25 protein-coding genes and 1 pseudogene are annotated in these 22,240 nt (G+C 38.4%); 6 read left to right on the forward strand and 20 right to left on the reverse strand.

Features of this window, described 5'->3' with window-relative positions; translation table 11 throughout:
- Positions 1–7: 7 nt before the first annotated feature.
- The 5 genes from hemW to gpr all read right to left on the reverse strand — a co-directional run bounded on the left by hemW (position 8) and on the right by gpr (position 6,239).
- Positions 8–1,159, reverse strand: a complete 1,152-nt coding sequence (hemW, locus tag ACE199_RS14450; RefSeq protein WP_375350405.1) for a radical SAM family heme chaperone HemW — start codon at positions 1,157–1,159, stop codon at positions 8–10.
- Positions 1,160–1,237: 78 nt separating this feature from the next.
- Positions 1,238–3,073, reverse strand: a complete 1,836-nt coding sequence (lepA, locus tag ACE199_RS14455; protein WP_375350406.1) for a translation elongation factor 4 — start codon at positions 3,071–3,073, stop codon at positions 1,238–1,240.
- A 296-nt stretch (positions 3,074–3,369) separates the two neighbouring features.
- A complete protein-coding gene (locus tag ACE199_RS14460; protein ID WP_127761424.1) occupies positions 3,370–3,693 on the reverse strand; it encodes a DUF3679 domain-containing protein in 324 nt (107 codons plus the stop codon).
- Between the two features lie 18 nt (positions 3,694–3,711).
- Complete coding sequence (gene spoIIP, locus ACE199_RS14465; RefSeq protein WP_375350407.1) at positions 3,712–4,911, reverse strand: stage II sporulation protein P; 1,200 nt, start codon at positions 4,909–4,911, stop codon at positions 3,712–3,714.
- 209 nt (positions 4,912–5,120) lie between these two features.
- On the reverse strand, positions 5,121–6,239 hold the full coding sequence (gene gpr, locus ACE199_RS14470; protein WP_252290878.1) for a GPR endopeptidase: 1,119 nt from the start codon (positions 6,237–6,239) through the stop codon (positions 5,121–5,123).
- A 269-nt stretch (positions 6,240–6,508) separates the two neighbouring features.
- On the opposite strand from gpr, the gene rpsT reads away from it, so the two are divergent.
- Positions 6,509–6,775: a 30S ribosomal protein S20 gene (gene rpsT, locus ACE199_RS14475; protein ID WP_119115590.1), complete on the forward strand. Its 267-nt coding sequence runs from the start codon at positions 6,509–6,511 to the stop codon at positions 6,773–6,775.
- Positions 6,776–6,919: 144 nt separating this feature from the next.
- Here rpsT and holA read toward each other — a convergent pair whose 3' ends face one another.
- On the reverse strand, positions 6,920–7,936 hold the full coding sequence (holA, locus tag ACE199_RS14480) for a DNA polymerase III subunit delta (RefSeq protein WP_375350408.1): 1,017 nt from the start codon (positions 7,934–7,936) through the stop codon (positions 6,920–6,922).
- Positions 7,937–8,302: 366 nt separating this feature from the next.
- On the opposite strand from holA, the gene ACE199_RS14485 reads away from it, so the two are divergent.
- Positions 8,303–8,437 (forward strand): YqzM family protein, encoded by a 135-nt coding sequence (locus tag ACE199_RS14485; protein ID WP_119115592.1) that lies wholly within the window; start codon positions 8,303–8,305, stop codon positions 8,435–8,437.
- A gap of 103 nt (positions 8,438–8,540) precedes the next feature.
- On the opposite strand, the gene ACE199_RS14490 is transcribed toward ACE199_RS14485, so the two are convergent.
- From ACE199_RS14490 to ACE199_RS14500, 3 genes are all read right to left on the reverse strand, one after another.
- Positions 8,541–10,850 (reverse strand): DNA internalization-related competence protein ComEC/Rec2, encoded by a 2,310-nt coding sequence (locus tag ACE199_RS14490; protein ID WP_375350409.1) that lies wholly within the window; start codon positions 10,848–10,850, stop codon positions 8,541–8,543.
- Between the two features lie 13 nt (positions 10,851–10,863).
- On the reverse strand, positions 10,864–11,424 hold the full coding sequence (locus tag ACE199_RS14495; RefSeq protein WP_375350410.1) for a ComE operon protein 2: 561 nt from the start codon (positions 11,422–11,424) through the stop codon (positions 10,864–10,866).
- A gap of 70 nt (positions 11,425–11,494) precedes the next feature.
- Positions 11,495–12,136, reverse strand: coding sequence for a helix-hairpin-helix domain-containing protein (locus ACE199_RS14500; protein WP_375350411.1), 642 nt, complete (start codon positions 12,134–12,136; stop codon positions 11,495–11,497).
- Between the two features lie 100 nt (positions 12,137–12,236).
- Between ACE199_RS14500 and comER the strand changes: the two genes are divergently transcribed.
- Entirely contained in the window at positions 12,237–13,079 is an 843-nt protein-coding gene (comER, locus tag ACE199_RS14505; protein WP_252290886.1) for a late competence protein ComER, read from the forward strand.
- Positions 13,080–13,157: 78 nt separating this feature from the next.
- Here the strand turns inward: comER and ACE199_RS14510 are convergent, their stop codons facing one another.
- The 8 genes from ACE199_RS14510 to ACE199_RS14545 are packed head-to-tail and all read right to left on the reverse strand — an operon-like array spanning position 13,158 to position 18,166.
- Complete coding sequence (locus ACE199_RS14510; RefSeq protein ID WP_375350412.1) at positions 13,158–13,901, reverse strand: class I SAM-dependent DNA methyltransferase; 744 nt, start codon at positions 13,899–13,901, stop codon at positions 13,158–13,160.
- Positions 13,898–14,254, reverse strand: coding sequence for a ribosome silencing factor (rsfS, locus tag ACE199_RS14515; protein WP_119115598.1), 357 nt, complete (start codon positions 14,252–14,254; stop codon positions 13,898–13,900). Before rsfS ends, ACE199_RS14510 begins: the two co-directional genes overlap by 4 nt.
- Positions 14,254–14,826: a bis(5'-nucleosyl)-tetraphosphatase (symmetrical) YqeK gene (yqeK, locus tag ACE199_RS14520; protein WP_375350413.1), complete on the reverse strand. Its 573-nt coding sequence runs from the start codon at positions 14,824–14,826 to the stop codon at positions 14,254–14,256. The genes rsfS and yqeK overlap by 1 nt, the downstream gene beginning before the upstream one ends.
- Entirely contained in the window at positions 14,813–15,385 is a 573-nt protein-coding gene (locus tag ACE199_RS14525; protein WP_127761435.1) for a nicotinate-nucleotide adenylyltransferase, read from the reverse strand. Before ACE199_RS14525 ends, yqeK begins: the two co-directional genes overlap by 14 nt.
- A gap of 10 nt (positions 15,386–15,395) precedes the next feature.
- Complete coding sequence (gene yhbY / locus ACE199_RS14530) at positions 15,396–15,686, reverse strand: ribosome assembly RNA-binding protein YhbY (protein WP_127761436.1); 291 nt, start codon at positions 15,684–15,686, stop codon at positions 15,396–15,398.
- Entirely contained in the window at positions 15,680–16,522 is an 843-nt protein-coding gene (gene aroE, locus ACE199_RS14535; protein ID WP_375350414.1) for a shikimate dehydrogenase, read from the reverse strand. Before aroE ends, yhbY begins: the two co-directional genes overlap by 7 nt.
- Positions 16,523–16,538: 16 nt before the next feature.
- Positions 16,539–17,648 carry a ribosome biogenesis GTPase YqeH gene (gene yqeH, locus ACE199_RS14540; RefSeq protein WP_375350415.1) on the reverse strand — a complete coding sequence of 370 codons (1,110 nt, stop codon included), beginning with the start codon at positions 17,646–17,648 and terminating at the stop codon, positions 16,539–16,541.
- The gene (locus ACE199_RS14545; protein WP_375350416.1) at positions 17,645–18,166 is read right to left on the reverse strand and encodes a YqeG family HAD IIIA-type phosphatase; all 522 of its coding nucleotides are present in this window, start codon (positions 18,164–18,166) and stop codon (positions 17,645–17,647) included. Before ACE199_RS14545 ends, yqeH begins: the two co-directional genes overlap by 4 nt.
- 412 nt (positions 18,167–18,578) lie before the next feature.
- Here ACE199_RS14545 and sda point away from each other — a divergent pair, with 412 nt between their 5' ends.
- Entirely contained in the window at positions 18,579–18,734 is a 156-nt protein-coding gene (gene sda, locus ACE199_RS14550) for a sporulation histidine kinase inhibitor Sda (protein WP_375350473.1), read from the forward strand.
- Between the two features lie 62 nt (positions 18,735–18,796).
- Here the strand turns inward: sda and ACE199_RS14555 are convergent, their stop codons facing one another.
- On the reverse strand, positions 18,797–19,576 hold the full coding sequence (locus tag ACE199_RS14555) for a phosphatidylserine decarboxylase (RefSeq protein ID WP_375350417.1): 780 nt from the start codon (positions 19,574–19,576) through the stop codon (positions 18,797–18,799).
- Positions 19,577–19,701: 125 nt separating this feature from the next.
- Between ACE199_RS14555 and pssA the strand changes: the two genes are divergently transcribed.
- The gene (gene pssA / locus ACE199_RS14560) at positions 19,702–20,241 is read left to right on the forward strand and encodes a CDP-diacylglycerol--serine O-phosphatidyltransferase (protein WP_375350418.1); all 540 of its coding nucleotides are present in this window, start codon (positions 19,702–19,704) and stop codon (positions 20,239–20,241) included.
- 275 nt (positions 20,242–20,516) lie between these two features.
- Here pssA and sigK read toward each other — a convergent pair whose 3' ends face one another.
- Positions 20,517–21,230, reverse strand: coding sequence for an RNA polymerase sporulation sigma factor SigK (gene sigK / locus ACE199_RS14565; protein WP_119115608.1), 714 nt, complete (start codon positions 21,228–21,230; stop codon positions 20,517–20,519).
- Positions 21,231–21,442: 212 nt separating this feature from the next.
- Between sigK and ACE199_RS14570 the strand changes: the two genes are divergently transcribed.
- The gene (locus ACE199_RS14570) at positions 21,443–21,637 is read left to right on the forward strand and encodes a YjcZ family sporulation protein (RefSeq protein WP_375350420.1); all 195 of its coding nucleotides are present in this window, start codon (positions 21,443–21,445) and stop codon (positions 21,635–21,637) included.
- Between the two features lie 211 nt (positions 21,638–21,848).
- Here the strand turns inward: ACE199_RS14570 and ACE199_RS14575 are convergent.
- A pseudogene (locus ACE199_RS14575) lies at positions 21,849–22,240 on the reverse strand (hypothetical protein); the annotation flags it as partial.

The following is a 22,240-nucleotide window of genomic DNA, read 5'->3' on the forward strand; positions in this document are numbered from 1 at the left end:
AATTCGATTAGGAATTTTCAACAATTCCTAAAAAAGCCTGGAATACTTCATTCCCAAGTAGCCTGCCTTGTTTCGTCAACTGAACGAAGCCATCCTCAATAGTGAGCAGCCCTTTCTCCACTTGCTGTTTAAGGGGTTGCGAGAAAACCTCTTTCATTTCGACAAAATACTTCTCTTTAAATTTCTCAAGTGCAACACCTTCTGTTTTTCTTAATCCTAAAAACATTTCCTCTTCCATTTGTTCACCTAATGAAACCAGATGCTCCTCTAAAACAGGAAGCTTACCTGCTTGAAGGGGTGTTATATACTTCTTCAATGGACCGTAATTGGCTATCCTTTTTCCTTGCGTATATCCATGTGCACCCGCACCAATCCCGTAGTATTCAGCATTGTTCCAATAGGTTAAATTATGCTGACTTTCAAAACCAGTTTTAGCAAAATTGCTAATTTCATATTGATGCAATCCATGACGTTCCATCACTTCCATCACTCGCTCATACATGGATGCCTCAAGTTCCTGCGGAGGCAGATTTAACCTCCCTTTTTGCATTAGATTATAGAAAACCGTCTTGGGTTCAACAATTAAGGAATAGCTAGAATAATGAGGTAAATCAAGAGCTAACGCTCGGTCCAGCGTATCTTGAAAATCTTCCATCATTTGTCCCGGCAATCCATAAATTAAATCGATACTAATATTCGAGAATCCCACTTTTTGAGCAAGTTCAATCGTTTCATACACATCAGCAGCACGATGTGTACGACCAATTTTCTGCAATAGTTGATCATTGAAGCTTTGCACCCCAAAACTGAGACGATTCACTCCAGCGTTATATAAAATCTCCAACTTCTCTCTTGATAAATCTCCAGGGTTTGCTTCAAATGTATATTCTCCAAATTGTTTGTTTAGCGGCAGCATCTCATCAATCGTTTCACAAAGAATCGCTAGTTGTTTTTCGTTAAGCGAAGTCGGAGTACCTCCACCAACAAAAATCGTCTTTAATTCATCTGTAGGATATGCCGCAAGCTGAAACCTCATTTCTTCCTTTAACATCTGTATATATTCATCTACCGGCTGACCTTGTAAAAACACTTTATTAAAGTCGCAGTAGTGGCATATATGCTCACAAAACGGAATATGAATATAAGCACTCTTAATCATTATGTTCACTACCTTTATCATGTTCGGATAGAAAAAAGAGGCTAGAACCGAATCTATCCTCTTTTTTCTATCTATCATTTATTTTTTTGGAGTCGTATCATCCATCTTTAATACAGCCATGAAGGCTTCTTGCGGTACTTCAACAGAACCTACTTGCTTCATCCGCTTTTTACCTTCTTTTTGCTTTTCTAACAATTTACGCTTACGAGAAATATCGCCGCCGTAACATTTCGCCAATACGTTTTTACGCATCGCACTAATTGTTGAACGGGCAATGATTTTTTGTCCAATTGCCGCTTGAATCGGCACTTCAAATTGCTGTCTTGGAATTAACGTTTTCAGCTTATCTACAATGACCTTACCACGTTCATACGCAAAATCTTTATGCACGATAAAGCTTAGAGCATCGACTGTTTCACCATTTAATAAAATATCCATCTTCACAAGCTTCGAAGGCTGATAACCAATTAATTCATAGTCAAATGACGCATACCCTCTTGTGTTCGACTTCAATTGATCGAAGAAGTCATAGACGATTTCCGATAGTGGAATTTCATAATGAATGCTCACACGTGTTTCGTCAATGTATTGCATATCAATGAAATTTCCTCGTTTGTTTTGACAAATCTCCATAATAGCTCCTACAAACTCTGTCGGTGCCATCATCGTAGCCTTCACGTACGGCTCTTCCACACGCTCGATTTTCTGAGGATCTGGCATATTAGAAGGATTATCCACTTTCACCAGTGTACCATCTGTTCTGATAACATCGTAAATAACACTTGGTGCTGTTGTAATCAAATCGATTTTGAATTCACGTTCAATTCGCTCTTGGATAATCTCCATATGAAGAAGTCCTAGGAAACCACAGCGGAAGCCGAAACCTAACGCTTGTGATGTCTCTGGTTCGAACTGCAGCGCTGAATCATTTAATTCTAATTTTTCTAGTGCATCACGTAAATCATTAAATTTCGATGCATCAATTGGATATAAACCACAATATACCATCGGATTCATTTTACGGTAGCCAGCTAAAGGCTCACTCGCTGGATTCTTCGCACTTGTAATTGTATCCCCGACTGTTGTGTCACTCACATTTTTAATCGAAGCGGTTAAAAACCCTACATCCCCAACGTTTAACTCATCAAGAAGCTGAGCTTTAGGATTGAATACACCGACTTCTGTTACGTCAAACTCTTTTCCTGTAGACATCATTTTAATTTTATCGCCCACTTTAACAGAGCCTTCAACAACTCGAATATAGGCGACAACCCCACGATACGCATCGAATAACGAGTCAAAAATAAGTGCCTTTAACGGAGCATCAGGATCGCCTTGTGGCGGTGGAACTAATTCAACAACTTGCTCTAAAATATCTTCAATTCCGATACCCGCTTTTGCCGAAGCTAGGACCGCATTAGAAGCGTCTAAACCAATCACTTCTTCAATTTCATTACGAACTCGCTCTGGGTCAGCACTTGGTAAATCAATTTTATTAATAATCGGAAGGATTTCAAGGTTATTATCGAGCGCCAAATATACATTCGCTAATGTTTGCGCTTCAATTCCCTGAGCCGCATCCACAACAAGAATCGCTCCTTCGCATGCAGCTAGGCTTCGCGATACCTCATAGGTGAAATCGACATGTCCCGGTGTATCAATTAGATGGAAAATATACTCTTCGCCATCTTTCGCTCTATATTTTAATTGAACAGCATTCAATTTAATCGTAATTCCCCGTTCACGCTCTAAATCCATAGAATCTAGCAACTGATTCTTCATCTCGCGTTGCTGCAATGCGTTCGTTTTTTCTAAAATACGATCCGCCAAAGTTGATTTACCATGGTCAATGTGAGCAATGATGGAAAAGTTACGAATTTTCGATTGTCTTTTTAATTTCTCTTCTCTATTCATAACGTTTCACTCCTACTTATCGACACAATACACTAATTTTAATTATATCAATAGAAAATGCAAGATTCAATAAAAGAGTGACAACAACTCCTCTTCTTGAAGAAATTTGTCGAGTTGCTAATAAAATCCCCCTTTACCTCTAAATAAATCTGTGTAATAGAACATGGTGAATTAAAAATATAATAAAGTCATTAAAAAAAGCCGAACTCAACATGGGGGATTGTTGAATTCAGCTTGAATCTCTACAGTTTATGCGGAATGCTCGTTTTTTAGATATCATTTTCTTTTATGCTCCCTTACAGCAAATCGATTATGCTGTTTACAAAACTTGTTAAAGCGTCTCCAAGCTTTTTGCCAATTGTAGAAAAGACATTATAAGCTTTCATTTCTTCTAATCGTTCCTTTTTCTTTTCTAAATCATGACTTGTTACTTTTTCACCAAGAACCGATGCCTCCATCTCACCTTGGTCGGATTGATTTACTTCAAAAGCACTTGCCAACGCAGGATCATCGTATCCTTTCATTTTCTTAATCCCATCGTTTGCTGTCTGCATGCCAATTAGGACACCTAAAAATAAGACAAGTAGGACAAACGTACATTTTAATGTAAATCGAACCATGAGTGGAGCTCCTTTCTGTTACTGCGCTTCTGAATCACCTTTCACATTATCCACCGCTTTTGCCTCCCAATAATATTCACTAAATACATCCGCAAAAGCATCTACTGTTAAATACATCTCTTCAAATGTATTATCTACTCCGCCTATTTCAATCAGCATTGCATTTGAAGAAATATCTTGGTTATATACTCCGTTATGCCCAGCACCGCCTTGTTTCATAACCCCCCGAGAGATTCCTGGATATTTTTTTTGCAACGCGTTATGAAGTTTTGTTGCAAGCGCTGCGTTTTTTTCATAATTTGGATTGTTCCGCCCCACAACAAAGGCGATTTTGGCATACAATTTTCCGTTTAAAGTAACGGTCGTATCTTTCTTTCTACGGGAATCTCGATGAATATCGATAAAGTATTCTAGATCTTTATTTTCTGCTTTAGCTGCTTGAATGGCTAGTCGCGATTCTTGATAGGATTTAGGATACGTCAGACCCTTTTTATTTAAATTAGCCATAATATCCGTTGTATCATGGAAAGCCCCGACTCCCTTGTCCACTAAATCGGCCTGTAATTTCGTCCCCAGCTTTGTAATATTAATTTGAGAATGGTGAGCTAAATTAGGATCCGTAACTCCTTTCAAATAAGGTAAAAACGATTCCCTGTTATGACTTTGATAAATATGAACAACCTTTCTACCTTTGGTCGTCTGAGCAGGTGTTTCTTTCGTATCTGCTTGCGGCTCTTTGATTCCATCGACATTTTGCAAGTCCGCATCTCTCTCTTCATTCAAGACATCAATAGGAGGAGACGATTCGTACGGCATATTTGTATAATCCGTTCCTTCACCTGCTACTAAAATTTCATTATCAAAAATAGAGAAGCCTGGCAATTCTCGTCCAAGCAAGCTTCGTGGATCATCAAGGGAAATATTCGTGGATAGTTTTAACAAGCCCTTAGAAAGACCTGATGATTCTTTTTCCTTCGGTAACACAGAAAAAAAGTAATGATTCTCATTCGCCAATAAGGAAAATAACATTTTACCGGTAAACTGATTGGTGACAGTATGAACAGACTTCGAGGATAGTCGATATTCCGGCTTTAACGAAGTCATCACCGCACTTAAGGAAAAGACAAAAAGAAGTAAGAAAAAGACAATGAGAAAGCTTTTTATAATTGTTGAACCATGAATCACGGTAATGATTTCTGTCGAATATCTTCTTTTCATTCTTTCACCCTCTCTATCGCTTGCTACTTCATAAATATGATTTTACTAGAGAGGGTAGAACACCATTTTTCGGCAGATTAGAAAAGCGTAAGACGCTCACTTATCGGCAACAAGCATGAGGCACGCGGCTAGCAGATATTCTTTGCCTTCCGAAGCGATTGACGCCGGCCTTGAACAGACGGCGCCTCGAGTTCGACAAAAAAATAGATTCAACGTGTATAATAACCTGCATTGTCTTGATTCACAGATTCATGCAACGCTGCATTTAAACCGTTGGCAATTAAATTAGCCATATCTTCTATAAATACATCCACTTCCTTTGGAGTAACCATTAAATTATGACCAATAGGTGACAACACTTCGTAAATGAGTTTTCGTTTTTCTTCATCCGACAGGCCGCCGACAATCCCTAAAAATGTTTGACGTTCTTGTTCACCTGGTAAATCTTCCTCCGTCAGTTTCTTTCGTTTACCAAAGCTAAAACCCGCTGGTGCAAGCGAACGGGATGGACGATCTCCTTCTTTTAACTCTTTGCCAAAATGCTTTAAAATAAAATCAATTGCATCGTTCGTAATAGAAACGGCATCGACCACAGTTGGAATGCCTATTGCAATGACAGGAATACCAAGTGTTTCCTGACTCAATTCCTTCCGCTTATTACCTACACCGGAGCCAGGGTGAATGCCAGTATCTGAAATTTGAATTGTTGAGTTTACTCTTTCAATAGAACGAGCTGCTAGTGCATCAATAACAATGAGAAAGTCAGGCTTACTTTTTTCAATCACACCAAGAATAATATCGCTCGTCTCAATGCCCGTAATCCCCATAACTCCCGGAGAGATTGCGCTGACTGAACGAAAACCTTCTTCTACAGCATGCGGCTGCAACTCAAATAAATGCCGCGTTATTACTAGATTCTCAACAACTGCCGGCCCTAGTGCATCCGGCGTCACATTCCAATTTCCAAGTCCTACAACTAGACAGCTGCTCTCTTTCGAAATATTATTCCTTGTTAAAAAATGAGAAAATTCAGTCGCTAATACTTTTTCAACCTTTTGTTGAACTTCTGTATTTTGCTCACGAATACCTTGTACTTCAATTGTTAGATAACTCCCCTTTTTCTTACCAATTTCCTTCTCCCCTGCTTCTGTCACTTCTACTAATGCCACTTTTATATCATCAATTTCTCTTTCCTTAATAATGACGCCTTCTATTTGTGAAATATTTCTTTCTCCTTCAACCCCTTTATGTTCAAGCGCTAGTTCACGGGCTTCAATTGCTAAATCTGTTCGCACACTGTATTGACTTAAATCTAGTTCATTTTTCATGACTTCCTCCTCGTGTTGCTTTATTCACTCTAGTATTTTCCATCATCTCTATAAACATTGTGCCCGATTTATCTTTTGTATTATTCATTTTTTTGGTACAATCATCTATAACGAGATAAATCTTTTTGGATACTATAATTCCTTTTCGATTCTCAATCTGAGTATTGCATAATGTAGTACATTCTGATACAATATCACTTGTGCTATTTGGTATGGATTTGAAAAGTCGAGTTCATATAATCTCGATTTCTGTGTAGGAGGTGAACGGAATGCCAAACATTAAATCTGCTATTAAACGCGTAAAAGTAAACGATAAAAACCGCGCTCATAACGCTACAGTAAAATCTACTATGCGTACTGCTGTGAAAACTGCTGAAGTTGCACTAGCTGGTGAAAGCGTTGAAGCTGCTAAAGAAGCTTTATTAACGGCGTCTAAGAAATTAGATAAAGCTGCATCTAAAGGATTAATCCATAAAAATGCGGCAGCCCGTAAAAAATCTCGTTTAGCGAAAAGACTTAACGCTCTAAACGCGTAATGAAATAAGAAATTAAAGCACCTTGAATATCAAGGTGCTTTTTTCTTTGCAAACCCAAATCAAGCGATGTGCGGCTCATTTCAGCCGTACTAAAATGAGCCGCACATCGCTTGTCTCCTATATGAAAAAAACCATAATCATTCATTACCTTTTCATTTTTAAGAGCAATAGTTCAAGTGTCATGACTTTATCTCCCTGCCCCGTTTTCATCTTATAATCCGCATCAGCAAGCTCCCGAATCAACTGTAATAACTCTTCCTCATGAAATTGATTGACTTTTTCCTGCGCTAATTTTACCCGAAACGGATGCACCTTTAATACAGTCGCTATTTTTTGCTGACTGTACCCTTGGCGTGAAAGCTCTTTTACTTGATACATCAAACGAACTTGTCCAGCCATCACACTTAAAATTTTAATCGGTTCCTCATTTTGTCTCATTAAGTCACGGTAAATTGTCATCATGCGTTCTACATTTCGCTGCAACACTGAATCCACAAGGGTAAAAATATTTTGTTCTAACGATTTAGCGACTAATTCCTCAACAATATCTTGGTTAATTCGATTCGTCCCTTCCACATATAGTACTAATTTATCAATTTCATTCGTAAGCATCATTAAGTTTGTTCCTGCGAGCTCTAGCAATCGTTCAATTGCCGCTTCTTCCATTTCAACATGAGCTGCAGTTGTTCGTTCCCGAATCCATTTTTTTAATTCATGTTCGTTTAATTTTTTCGCCTCTACAACAGTTGCTTTCCGCTTTAATTCTTTCGTAATTTTCTTCCGTTCATCAAGTTTTTCATACGGTGCTGTAAAAACAACAATGGAATACGGAGCAGGGTCTGCTAAATACGCTTCTAACCGCTTCACGTTATGCTCCACTTTAGACTTTGTCTTTTCTGCTGTAAGAAAAAAAGGATTTTGCATGAAAACAAGACGCCTCTCTCCCATAAAGGGGAGCGTCTCTACATCCTCAAGAGCTGTTTCTATCGGCGTTTCCTCCAAATCAAATTGTGAAAAGTTGAAATCAATCTCATCCTCATGCAATGCGTGTTCAAGCAATAATTGCTTCGTTTCATTTATTAAATACGCCTCTGTTCCATACAGAAGATAAACAGGAGAAAATTGCCCTTTTTTTATATTCTTCCAAACGTCTAATACCAATAGAACTCGTCCTCGCTTTTCTATATCTAGCTCTAACGCCTAACTGACAAGGCATTCCGCTTTTCTATATGTATTCTATTCCTTATGGTATAGCTGAAAGAGCGATTTGACAAGCTATAAGGGAACGGCTCTGCCATCAGAGCCGTTTGCCCAATCTATATTAACGCTGTTAAGAAAGGCCCGGGTTACTTTCCTATCCAGCGGTTAAAGCGAAAGGTGAAGCTGTCTTGTTTGTACATTTATTTTGACCGTACACATTCAAACTATTTGTGACAACTCTTGTCAGTATAGGAAATCGAGGTTGTGCCATGTAGATTTATTTTTAGAAATGTTTTATACTATTACCATAAATAGGAGGGATGGACAATGAACGAATTTGAAAAGGACGTCCAATCAAAAACGGACGATGTAGCTGATTCTGCAATCGGTTTCGTTGTTTCATTTGGATTTTTTGCTACTATGTTCATCATTGCTGTTGTTATCCAAGCTATCGGATCTTAAGTATTCTCCTAGCACACTCGACTCATGATGCGGAGGCTGCACTGGCAGTCTCTTTTTTATAGCTGACCCCGCCTGCTCTTCTGTTAGAACAGCTCGATACATCCTATGGCAAGACGGTTTGAAAGGTTCCTGATTCATGACGATATTTATAAGATATAGCGCCCTTTTGATCTGTTCGCAGTATCGTCACGTGTAATGCTTCCATCTCCTCTATTACTTGATGGTGCGGATGTCCGTACCGATTCTCTTTCCCAGCTGAAATAATCGCCACTTTGGGTTGAACCTTCTCCAAAAAAACTTTTGACGAAGATGTTTTACTACCATGATGACCTGCTTTTAAAATATCCACTCGAAGACCTGGAAAAGCCCTCAATAGTTCTTGTTCCGTACCCTCTCCTGCATCTCCCGTCAGTAACCACATTAACCCGCCCATTTTGGCAGCTAATACAATAGATGATTCATTCACATCTTCGTCCTTTTGATAAGGGTGTAAAATATAAAATTGAGCACCAGCAACCGACCAACTATCCCCCCTTTTCACTGTAGAAATCGGAATATGTTTGGCTAATGCCCATTTAATCCATTCCTTATCCCGATACATGCTCTCACTGCCTTCTCCAATTACTACCTCCTTCACGTTAAAATGTTCAATTATTTCTGCTGCACCTCCAATATGATCGGCATCAGGATGGGTTAAAATCAGCTTATCGATTTCATGAATCCCTTTACTTTTCAAAAACGGAAGAATAACATCTTCGCCTGTGTTATATGTTTTACGCTTCTTTTGCCATTCTGCCACCGGGAACGTAATCACTCCACCTGTATCAATTAAATAATTACCTTGGTTAAATGGAAGCTTAATCAAGATTGCATCACCTTGACCAATATCAATAAATACAACTTCACCATAAGGATTCAATTTCTGAATATGATATTGAAAGAATAAAATACATACTAAAACCACTATCGATATTTTCTTTTTAAATAAAGAAGCGGATTCCCATTGAATAAATAAGGAAATAACGACGAAAACAAGCAGAAGCATAATAATAGGAAAAGGTTTTCCAAAAACAATCGACGCCAGTGGTAAACGAGAGATACAGGCAGCCAACTCATTACAGAGAAGAAAAATTTGGTCTAATAAGGCTATCATCAGTTGACCAATGGAGGGGAAAATAAGGTGTGTAAAAAAAGCAACTAAAGAAAAGGGGAGCAAAAAGGCGGAATACAAAGGAACATAAAGCACATTCAACAATACCCCGAGAACAGACACTTCATAAAAGTGATAGAGCAAAATAGGGACAGCTGCTAATTGGCACACAATACTAACAATAAGAAGCTGCATCGTTTTTTGCGGATAGCTTTGAACAATCGTAAGCGACATAATAATGGCTAACGTTACTGCAAATGAAAGCTGAAAGCCGATATTATAGAGCATAGAAGGCTGAACGAATAGCAGCAGTAAATAGACAACTCCAATCGTCCCACTAGCTGACACCTTCTTTTTCCACAAAAGGAGCAAAAAAAATAACATAGCCATACAACAGGCTCGTAACACAGAAGGAGCTGCTCCAGATAAAATCGCGTACATGGGTAAACATACTAGAATGACCATCATCATTTTCTCACGAGTTATGCCAATTCGAATCCCTCCATAAAACAGCAGCCCTGTTAAAAAGCTGACATGCAAACCAGATATCGCAAGCAGATGAACAATTCCAAGTCGTTGATAATTCGTTAATATCTCTTCACTAATATACGTTTGATCTCCAAATAAAAGAGCATTAACAAAGCTGCCCGCTTCAGATGGAAAATGGACATTCACATAAGTAATGCCCGCTTGCCGCACCTGTTGAAGTGTTGTAACAATCGATTTTTTTCCTACACGACAATCCGCCCAGACAATAGAATTCGCTTCTAAAATCCAATAAATATGCTGTTGTTGTAAATAACGTTTATAATTAAAGCTATTTTCATTTCGATTTTTCTCTGGCTCAAGTAATGACCCGGTTGCAGGACAAATCAAACCAATTTGCAGATTAGTTTCAATCGCTTTCTTTTCCATTTCAGAGGGAATGGTATAACGTAACTGGAGAATTTCCTTTGTACTCGTCGTCACAGCGGCTTTTAACAGATTACCGTCTACACTCGGCTGGGTACTAAACGTAATCTCAAAGCTCGACTCCTCACCTGTATATCCTGTTTGATGGTACACATCTGATAAGTAGGCTGCCATGTAAAATACTAACAAGGTGACTCCGTTCATCAATAAAATGTTTAACTGTCCGTTAAAACGATAGTAAAGAAAACAAAAAAAGAGGAGAATATAGAGGATAAACTTCACTTGAAAAGAAGAATGAGCCGCAACGCCTAAAGTGGCAGAAACGGCTAAAAAGAGGATGTGTGTCGGCATGCAAACCTCCTATTTAATCATTAAATAATTGGTACGCTTTTTGTTGCAGCTTGCTCAGCTCTTCTTGGTCAACACCCGTTGCTTCTAATTGCTGTAATAGAGAATCGACAAAGTCCTGTTTTTGTTTGCCGTACACATCAATCGGCTGAATCATTTTAACTTTTTCCATCTTCACGCCCGCTTGTTCAAATAATTCAATCGCATATGGGTGATTTTTATAATCTTCGGCATAATAAACAGCTTGAATACCGGCTTGAATAATCGACTTGCAGCATTGTAAACAAGGAAAATGCGTGACATAAATTTCAGCGTTTGCTGTCGGTACCCCAAATTTCGCACATTGAATAATCGCGTTCATTTCTGCATGAATCGTACGCACACAGTGGTTATCGATTACATAACAGCCATCATCAATACAATGTGTCCCACCAGCAATAGAACCATTGTACCCCCCCGCAATAATGCGATTATCTCGAACAATTGTTGCGCCAACCGCTAATCGAGTACATGTGCTTCTTAACGCTAATAAATGACTTTGTGCCATAAAATATTGATCCCAACTAATTCGATTCATGATGTTCTCCCCTTAACCAACTATCTTTTCTCTCAATTTTACTCTCTTCCCGTCTATTTGGGTAGTCCATTTACTTGACAGTAATCGAATCTTGTAGCTTTTCAAATGTTTTATCCCCGATTCCTGAAATATTTTTTAAGTCTTCAATTTGTTCAAACTTCCCCGTTTTTTCTCGATATTCAATAATGGCTGTTGATTTTGCTGGACCTATACCCGACAATGTCTCTAGTTCTTCCTTCGTGGCTGTATTTAAGTTTACTTTATCACCATCCGTTCCCCCATTACCTGACACTGTTTTCGCTCCCCCGCCTATTACATCTATGCTCTCTGGCAAACCTATATCTTCTTCTCCTATAGCAGGTACATAAATCACCATTTGATCTTCTACGAGTTGGGCAAGATTTACCTTATCTAAATCGGCGTCTTTCTTAAAATTACCTGCCGCTTCAATCACATCAATTACTCGATCACCTGGTTCGGCAATAAATACACCTGGACTTTGAACAGCTCCCTTTACATCAACCTTTATAACGGCTGGCTCATCTATTTCTGGAGCAACCTCTTGCTCTTCTTGTTGCTCCAGTTCAACAAACATCTTTTCTTGCTCTGCTTCCTGCGGTTTCGATGAGAAAAAGAACATCAAACAACTTATAAAACTAATTAAGATGACAACTGAAATAACCGCCATTTTCTTTTTTCTGAACAGATCCATAGGTTATCTCTCCTTATAAAAATGGATATTCGGAATAATACAAGCAGATTTTACATAGTGTTTAGAAGTGGTTCCGCTTTACGTGAGGGGAGTTGAAAGTATGAAAATCGGTGTCATAGGAACTGGAAACATGGGGACGATCTTAATCGAAGCATGGCTGGAAACCAAGACATTAGAGCCTGCCAATTTACTTATTACAAATCGTACACTCTCCAAAGCTTTAGCGCTGCAAGAAAAATATGCCTGTATCGAAGTCACCGAAACAGCTGTAGATATAGCAAAACGAGCAGATGTCATCTTCATATGTGTAAAACCTTTACAAATTCACAACCTATTACAGGTCATTAAACCATATATAAACAAAGACCAACTACTTGTTTCTATTACAAGTCCACTCTCGGTCGCTCAGCTTGAACATGAAGTTCCTTGTTCATGCGCGCGTTTTATCCCAAGTATCACTAATCGAGCTTGCTCTGGAGTTTCTCTATTAAGCTATAGTAAAGCTTGTTTGCCAAAGTGGAGGAGTTATTTACATGAACTAGCAAGAAAGATTTCGACACCCGTTGTCATTAACAATGATATTACAAGAGTTAGCTCGGATATCGTTAGTTGTGGACCAGCTTTTTTCAGTTTTTTCGCACAATCGTTTATTGACGCTGCTTGCCAATCAACGGAAATTGACAGAAAAACAGCAACGATTTTAACAGAAAAAATGTTAATCGGGCTTGGAGATTTATTAAGTAAAGGAATTTACACATTACCTACTTTACAAGAAAAAGTGAGTGTAAAAGGGGGAATTACAGGCGAAGGGATTAAAGTGTTAGAGGCAGCAAAACTACACGAGGTACTTGGTCAATTATTTAAAGCAACGCACGAGAAATTTGATGAAGACATCGAGGAAATCGAAAAACAATTTCGATATGATTATAATATTCGCAACTAACTGACGAACTCCTGCCCTCATTTTAAAAAAGTTTTTCTCCTAAGAAAAGAGACTGACTAAATTTAGTCAGTCTCCGTTTCATTTTCTTACTACAAATAAAATACGCTCCGCTTGATCTTCTACAGGCGCTTCCTCAAAATCAGCAAGAATCTCCAGCACTTCAAAGCCCACCTCTTCTAGCCAGTCTTTATATTGAGAAGGCATATACGTACGCTGGTAATGAAACTCATCAAAACGTTCATACAATCCACTTTCCGCATCCTGTACAAAAAAACTCAAATCATGTTCAACGCTATATGGAGCCTCTCCGGGAAAGCAACTCCAAATATAGGCTACTTCTTCTTCATTAACTGCAAACGTATTATTATGAAAAATATGTTCCATTTTATAAATCGAATGCACATCAAACAATAGCAAGCCACCCTTACGTAAGTGGTGATATACACCGCGAAACGTTTGAAGGACCTCGTTTTCCGTTTTAAGATAGTTCAGTGAATCACAAAAAATGGTGATACAGTCATAACTGCCCAATCCTTCAAGTTCGGCCATGTTTTGCTGATAAAACGGAATGGATACCCCTTGCTTAGACGCTTTCTCTTGAGCCACCAGGAGCATTTCATCAGATAAGTCAACACCCGTTACATGAAAGCCATTTCGTGCCAACTCAATAGTCATCTCTCCCGTTCCACAAGCAAGATCTAACAGCCGTTTCCCCTGAACTCCATATTGCTCAAGCTTTGCCGTTAACAACGCAAGCCACTTTTCATACGGAGCATCTTTCATCAGCTCATCGTATACGTAAGCAAAGCGTTCATAGCTCATGGCATTAATTCACTTTGCACATCTTCTCGAGGGGCATCTCCCCATAAACGTTCAAGATTGTAGTACAGTCTTTCATCACGATGGAAAATATGAGCCACCACATCTCCCATATCCACTAATACCCATTTCGCTTCATCAAACCCTTCAAGTCGCTTTACATTCACGCCTGCTTCTTCAGCCTTTTCTTTCATTTCACGCGCAACGGCTTGAACTTGCTTCTCTGAGTTACCATGACAAATAAGGAAATAATCAGCGATTAAAGAAATTCCTTGCACATTTAAGGCAACAATATCCTCTGCCCTTTTATCATCTGCTGCTTTTGCTGCTAATACTAGAAGTTCTCTTTCAGTCATTACATCTTCTCCTTCAAATTCTTAATGAGGTCATTATACGTATGAAATGTAGCTGGATAAATTACTTGCTTTTTCATCATTAAAAAATTAATTGTATTTCGAACAGCCTGAATGACAGCTGCATCGAGATTTTGTTCAGCCAATTTCCGCACTTCCTCTACACCTGGAAACGAGCGACCTGGCTCAATATAATCCGCTAAATACACAACTTTATCCAGCAGCGTCATTCCAATTCGACCCGATGTATGGTAAGCAATGGCATCTAAAATTTCTTGGTCTGTAATGCCTGCTTCCTGTTCAACAAGATACGCGCCAACTGGTGCATGCCATAACTCCGAATGATACTCTAATAAGTCTTTTGTTATATTTTGCTCCATAATAATTTGCTTCATTTCCTCTTTCGGACGAAATTTCGCATAATCATGAAAAATGGCGGCAAGCTCTGCCTTTTTTACATCTGCTCCATAGCGTTCAGCAAGCTCTACGGCTGATTCCGCTACCCCCAATGTATGCACATACCGCTTTTCAGTCAGCTGTGCTTTCACAAGTTGTAAAGCTTCATTTCGATTCATATAAACCATTCCCTTTTATATAGTTTACGACAGAATCAGGAATTAAATATTTAACAGTTTTTCCTGTCCGCAGCTTCCGTCGAATCACGGAAGACGAGATGAACATTTGAGGAACATCCACCATAATAATCGGATACTCTGTCTCTTCATTATAATTGGGTCTCTTCACACCAACGAAGTGAACAAGCTGAAGCAGTTCATCAATTCGATGCCACTTAGGTAAGTACTCAATCATATCCGCACCAATAATAAAATAGAACGACGCGTCCGGCTCTTGTTCTGTCAACAGCTTCATCGTATCAAACGTATAAGAAGTACCTTTTCTATCAATTTCTACTCCTTCAATGATAAAAGAAGGATGATCGTAAAGTGCACGCTCAAGCATCGCTAAGCGGTCATAAGCGGTCACTTCTTCCGTCTGCTCCTTATGAGGAGGAACATAGTTTGGCATAAATCTAATTTCATCTAATTCCAGTGCATCTAACACTTCATTAGCAATGATTAAATGCCCAATATGCGGAGGGTTAAACGTTCCGCCTAAAATTCCAATCTTCTTCATAACAATCACCTTATGGTAATTGAATTTGCTTATTTTCTCGTGATTCTTTATATAAAACAATTGTATTACCGATAACTTGCACAAGCTCTGCTCTTGCACCTTTTGCAAGGGATGCCGACACATCGTGACGATCTTCCTCACAATTTTGCAGAACGCTCACTTTAATTAATTCACGCGCTTCCAATGCTTCACCAATCTGTTTAATTAAATTATCATTTACTCCACCTTTTCCTACTTGAAAAATAGGATTCAAGTGATGTGCTTTTGATCGTAAAAATCTTTTTTGTTTACCTGTCAGCATGTCTGACCTCCTAATTTATTTAACACAATCTGTTCCATTCTAGATGTATCGGGCATTACGCCTGTCCATATTTGAAAAGCAAGAGCTGCCTGATTCACAAACATTCCCAATCCATTTTGCGTTTTCGCACCATTTTGCTCTGCTTCCATAAGAATCTTTGTCTTCAACGGGTTATAAATAATATCGCTTACAAAAGCAGAAGCTTTAATAGTTGTAACATCCAGTGGTGTATCATCAACTTTTGGACTCATGCCAATAGATGTCGTTTGAATAATTAAATCGTACACCTTAATATTCGCTTCTGCTTCAAGCATCGTTAACGCTGTAGACTGTTTATCGTATGGGCATTCTGAAATAAGGGTCTCCGCTCTCTCCTTTGTTCGGTTGGCAATATCCACTTGCTTCACGCCTTCTTTCACAAGGGTGAAATAAATGGCGCGTGCAGCACCACCCGCTCCGATGATTAATGCCTTTTTAGAAGCTAAATCTCCAGAGACCTCCTCAGCTAAAGCTTTATAAAACCCTTTCCCATCTGTATTATACCCAATATAACGACCATCCCGAGAGACGACCGTATTCACCGCACCAATTGCTTGTGCTAATTCATCCACCTCATCCAGCAATGGAATGATAGCTGTCTTATGTGGAATTGTGACGTTAAAGCCAGACACTCCAATCGCCTTCATCCCTTTTACTGCATCCTGCAAACACTCCGGCGTTACATGAAAATGATGGTACACCGCATCCATTTGTTCTTGGTCAAATGCATCATTATGAATAGCTGGAGACATGGAATGTGCAATAGGATCTCCGATTACTCCATATATTTTCTTCACCTTCATCACCCTACTATTAAATTAACGACTTACGAACAATAACATTGACTCCTTTTGGAACGTGAGCAACAAGTTTTGCTCCCGGTTCATTTACTGTTACCCAGCCAAGTCCCGAGAAGACAATATCCATTTTCGGTTGTTTTAACGAAAACTCATGCGGCACAAGCTCTGGAAACTCATCCATTTGTTCCGGCCGCGGCGGCGTTAATAATTCACCCGCGTGATTTTTATACAATTCATCTGCTTTTTCTAATTTCGTACGATGAATATGTAATTCATTTGATAAATGACATGTTAAAGCACGTCTTCCACCCGATACATAATCTAGTCGTGCTAAGCCACCAAAAAAGAGCGTCTGCTCCTCGTTTAACTGATATACTTTTGGCTTAATTTCTTTTTTAGGCATAATGATTTTAAAATCACGTGAATCCACAAAATGAGCCATTTGATGATGATTGATAATACCCGGTGTATCAATTATCGCTTGTCCATCATCTAGCGGAATTTCAATCATGTCAAGTGTTGTGCCCGGAAAATGAGAAGTTGTAATGATATCGCTTTCTCCACTTACTTGTTTAATTAAGCGATTAATAAACGTAGATTTGCCGACATTTGTACAACCTACAACGTACACATCACGACCTTGACGGTAATGCTCAATAGCTTCCGCAGCTTCCGCAATGTATTTTCCTTTCTCCGCACTCACCAATAATACATCAACCGGCTGTAGACCTAACTCTTTTGCAGATTGCTTCATCCAATTGATTAATTTATTATGCTTCACCGATTTTGGCAATAAATCCACTTTATTACCGATTAATAACACATCATTCCGACCAACAAAACGGTGCAATCCCGGAAGCCAACTGCCATTAAAATCAAAAATATCAACAATTTTTACGATCAATGAATCCGTTTCGCCTACTCTATTTAAAATTTTCAAAAAGTCATCATCTGTTAACGAAACGTCTTGTACTTCATTATAATGCTTTAATTTAAAACAGCGCTGACAAATAATATTCTCCTTCTCAAGCGCTGACTTTGGCGCATAGCCTAATTCTTTCGGAGAATCGGTCTGGACCTTTACTCCACAGCCGATGCATACTACCTCTTGATGATTGCTCAATTGCGTTCCTCCCATTCTATCATTCCTTTTCGTTTAAGCGCTGACATAATTTTTCGTTCAAAGAAGCGATTAATTTTTGTATTAATCCCATCTGACTGTGACACAGGAATCACTAAGATTGTATGGAACCCACCTCGATTACCGCCAAACACATCCGTCAACAGCTGGTCTCCTACGACAACAGTTTCCTCACGCTTAAGCCCCATTTGGACACAAGCTTTTTTAAAAGCCGTTGTTAGCGGCTTCTTTGCTCGATAAATAAAGGGAATACGCAAAGGATCTGAAAAGGCACGTACCCTTTGTTCATTATTATTCGATACAATCGTCACTAAAATCCCGTGCTCCCGCATATGATCAAACCATTCCATTAACTTTTGCGTAGCGTTCGGACGATCCCATTCTACAAGTGTATTATCCAAATCAGTAATAATCCCTTTAATCCCACGCTTTTTCAAGTCTTCCGGCGTTATATCAAAAATGCTTTTTATTTGTTCACTTGGCAAAAATAATTTAAGCATGTTACACCTCAACGTTTTCCTAAAAATTTACCGTATCCATCATATCTAATTTTCGCCCGTCTTTCAAAAAAATTCTAACGGTTCTTAAAATTGACTTCATTAATTATGCAAAGCTTCTTTGGTTATTACCTATTTCTACCAAAAAGTTTTCGACAAAAAACTCGACATGATATTTTGTGGATAAAGTTACCCACATTATCCCTGTTGTTCCTTTTCATTTTTCTTCCTTTATAAACAATTTAATCACAAGTTATCCACTGGTAATTGTGGATAATCGACCAATTGTTCTTCTTATTCTTTTTTGATACAGTATGAATACACCAACGAAAACAAATGGAAAACATACTGTATGAAACAGAACATTCTCTAATTTTTAATAACTCGGAGGTGAGCAGCCTACATTGGCGAAATGATGCATATATTATCGGATGATTTATTACTCGAATCATATTTCAAAGCAAGACAATTAAACTTAGATGCAGAGTTTGTTCGCTTAATCGAAGCCGAAATACAACGAAGATCTTTAACAGATCAAATCTGTACTCCCATTAGTGAATCGATCTGCTGACCTGTATGTCAGCTTTTTTCTTTTTATTGAGCTATGTTATAGCACTCTGTTGTTTCATACAGTCATTTTATATACCCAATCTTCTCTCCTATACGAACATTCGCTGGTATAACTAAACCCGAATCAATCTCAAAGCTATCCTTCTCAAAAAGAAGCACGACAGTTGAGCCAAAACTAAAATACGAAAACTCTTGTCCTTTTTGTAATTGCTTCGCTTCATCTGTAATTTCAATGGAATTAATAAACATCGCTCCAACTTTCACAATCGCTACACACCCTTGACCATAATCAAGTTCTGTTATAATACGATAATTTTTAGACAAAGGGGCCTTTCCATACAGCATCCCCCATTTATTAACTGGATAAGACTTCTGCCCTAAACTCCAACGTTGTGTTACTTCCCCAGAAATCGGTGTATGAATCCGATGATAGTGACTAGGACTTAAGTATAGCACGAGATATTTTCCACCTAGATACTTTTGAAGTGTTTTGGGATCACCGAGCATCTCTTCCATTGAATATGTTTTCCCTTTTACGATAATCTTTTTATCTTCCTGAATGTCGCCAAAGTCTTCTAAAATCCCGTCAACTGGACTAACAACAGCTTGTTCTCCTTCTGCAATAGGCCTTACATCACTCTTTAATTTTCTGATAAATAAATCATGTAAAGTTGCAAATGAAGCAAAGTCATCTTTTGCTTCCTGCTGGTCAAGCCGGAACACTTTTGTATATAATGGAATAATAGGCTTACTCAAGCGCGATTGACTAAAGTTTTTCAACAACGCTGAAGTAACCCTACCATTCGTCAGTTCAATAAAAAAGCGATAAAGAAATGGAAACAAACAACACCCACCACCAATTTGTAAATTATTTCATAAATCCCTTGCATAATTTGTGTCACCTAAAATATTATTATATAATAAATACTTGCGTTTAATTAATCTAGTTTTACGAAAGGAGTGAAAAAATGTTTTTATTAGACGCTATAGACCAGACTATCAGAAAACTAAAAGCTCAAACAGCTAATATTTTGACCTTATTAAATTTATCCTTAGGTGGATTTGCCATCATATCTGTTATGAACAACCAATTAAACTTAAGCTTACTTTTAATTTTCCTGGCGGCACTTGCCGACCGTTTTGACGGCATGGTTGCACGAAGGTTTAATATCGAGTCAGAGCTCGGCAAACAATTAGATTCCATGTGCGACATTATTTCATTTGGAGTAGCACCTGCTCTGCTTATATATCACGGAATTTTAGTAGAATTCGGTGCTCCTGGAGCGGCTTTCACTATTTTATATATCGCTTGTGGAGCTCTTCGTTTAGCACGATTTAACATTAGTGAGAATAACGGTTATTTCACGGGTGTACCGATTACGGTCGCTGGTTGTATTGCCACATTAAGCTTCTTAGCTTATCCATATGTGACACCGGTATTCTTCGCATTCCTCATGATTATATTATCTATACTGATGATTAGTCCATTGAGACTGAAAAAGATGTAGGAAACGTATCTACAAATGGAAAGGAGCCTTCTGAAAGATTTGCAGAAGGCTCCTTTCTTATTAACCGCTTTGATTAGTCTGCTACCCCAATTTTTGTTAAAACCTTTTTAATGATTGGATTCTTTTCACTCACCGCTGCGAGAATATTTGTATGACAAAGACTAAACATCTATTATGCTTTTTTTAATTTCTTGAAAAATAAATAAAGACTTTATGTGAGGCCGTATTATAAAAGACCTTCAGCACCGTGAAGGTCTTTTATATTCATCATTCGATTATTGTGACTTCTTTTCTTTTTCCGCTCGATAAAATTCATGAAACATTTTCATTAGTGCCCGCTTTTCAATACGAGAGACATAACTTCGCGAAATGCCTAACTCCTTAGCAATTTCACGCTGTGTTTTTTCTTTTTTTAAGTCGAGGCCGAACCTGCCAACAATTACTTCTTTTTCACGTTCATCCAGAATATCAATGTATTTTTTAACTTTTTCCAGTTCCATATTAAGCTGAATGGTATCAATTACATCCTCAGATTCGGATTTTAGTACATCAATTAAACTAATCTCATTTCCTTCTTTATCCTGACCAATAGGATCGTGAAGAGAAACATCCTTTTTCGTTTTCTTCGTCGCTCTTAAATGCATGAGAATTTCATTTTCAATACAGCGTGCAGCATAAGTTGCTAGTTTTGTTCCTTTTCCATCAGAATAGCTTTCAATTGCTTTAATTAAACCGATTGTCCCAATAGAAATTAAATCTTCTGAGTCTTCACCTGTATTTTCAAATTTTTTAACAATATGAGCAACTAAGCGAAGATTATGCTCGATTAGCTTATTTCGAGCATCACTGTCCCCCTCACTCATTAACTTTAAATATTTCTTTTCATCCTGAGAGGATAAAGGCTGAGGAAAAGCATTATTTTTTACGTAAGAAACTAATAAATAAAATTCTTTCATTAAATAGCCAATTGCGGTAAGAATTCCGGGCATAAATATAACCTCCCGTTTCTTTTGGCGTTCTCTTATCATTATTGTTATGCAGGAGGAAACTTGTTCTTGTCTGTCCTACTCGAAAATCATAGCAAATTCCACTATGGGTATTACTCACTAGGCCTGTTTTATCGGATTAGGACGAAGCCCCAATCTCTTTTAAACATCGCTACATATGCTAATATACGTCACAACAAGAAGGAGGTATTTCTATGGGATACAGTTATGGCCCATACGGATGTGGTTATGGCGTTGGAGCTTATCCTGGGCCTGCCCCAGTAGCATATGGAGCTGGAGGCTGGGGGTTTGGGTTCGCTCTAGTCGTTGTCCTCTTCGTGTTGCTGCTCATTTTCGGTTTCTGGTGGTGGTTCGCAGCAGGCGGTTGGGGCTGTTTACCAGGCTGCTAACAAAAAAACTCGGCGAATAGGCCGAGTTTTTTATAGTGGCTGATCTTAAACACCACCATTATTTTTTGATGAATCAAGCAGCCAAGGACTGATAAAAGCCTTGATGAACCTCACCAAAGCTTTAAAAATCCCTATTTACAAGTCTATTACGCCCTAGACTAACTTGGTATCCAGGGTCCATGAAAAAAGAAAGAGTTTCTGCTTTACTTCACTATGCGTTTTTTCCCCATTCCCTTAACAGCATATTCAGCAATTCCCTATTTCGATTATTACGATTGGCACTTCCGTTCATTGTTCCATTTGATTTATTGTTTTTTTTGTTTCTAGCTTTCATCAGCATTTGATGCGCTATAATCAATTCATCAAGGTTTGCTCGAGTCAATCCTGCAACTTGCTTTTTGTTTTCCATTGCTTTTTGATTTTCTACTGTGGCTGGTTTCTCTATTACTTTTTCACTTTTCACTGTAGCTGGTTTCTCTATTACTTTTTGATTTTTCACTGTGGCTGGTTTCTCTGTTACTTTTTGATTTTTCACTGTGGCTGGTTTCTCTGTTACTTTTTGATTTTTCACTGTGGCTGGTTTCTCTGTTACTTTTTGATTTT

The organism is Peribacillus sp. Hz7 (assembly GCF_042136355.1).
GTDB classification, from domain to species: domain Bacteria; phylum Bacillota; class Bacilli; order Bacillales; family DSM-1321; genus Peribacillus; species Peribacillus asahii_A.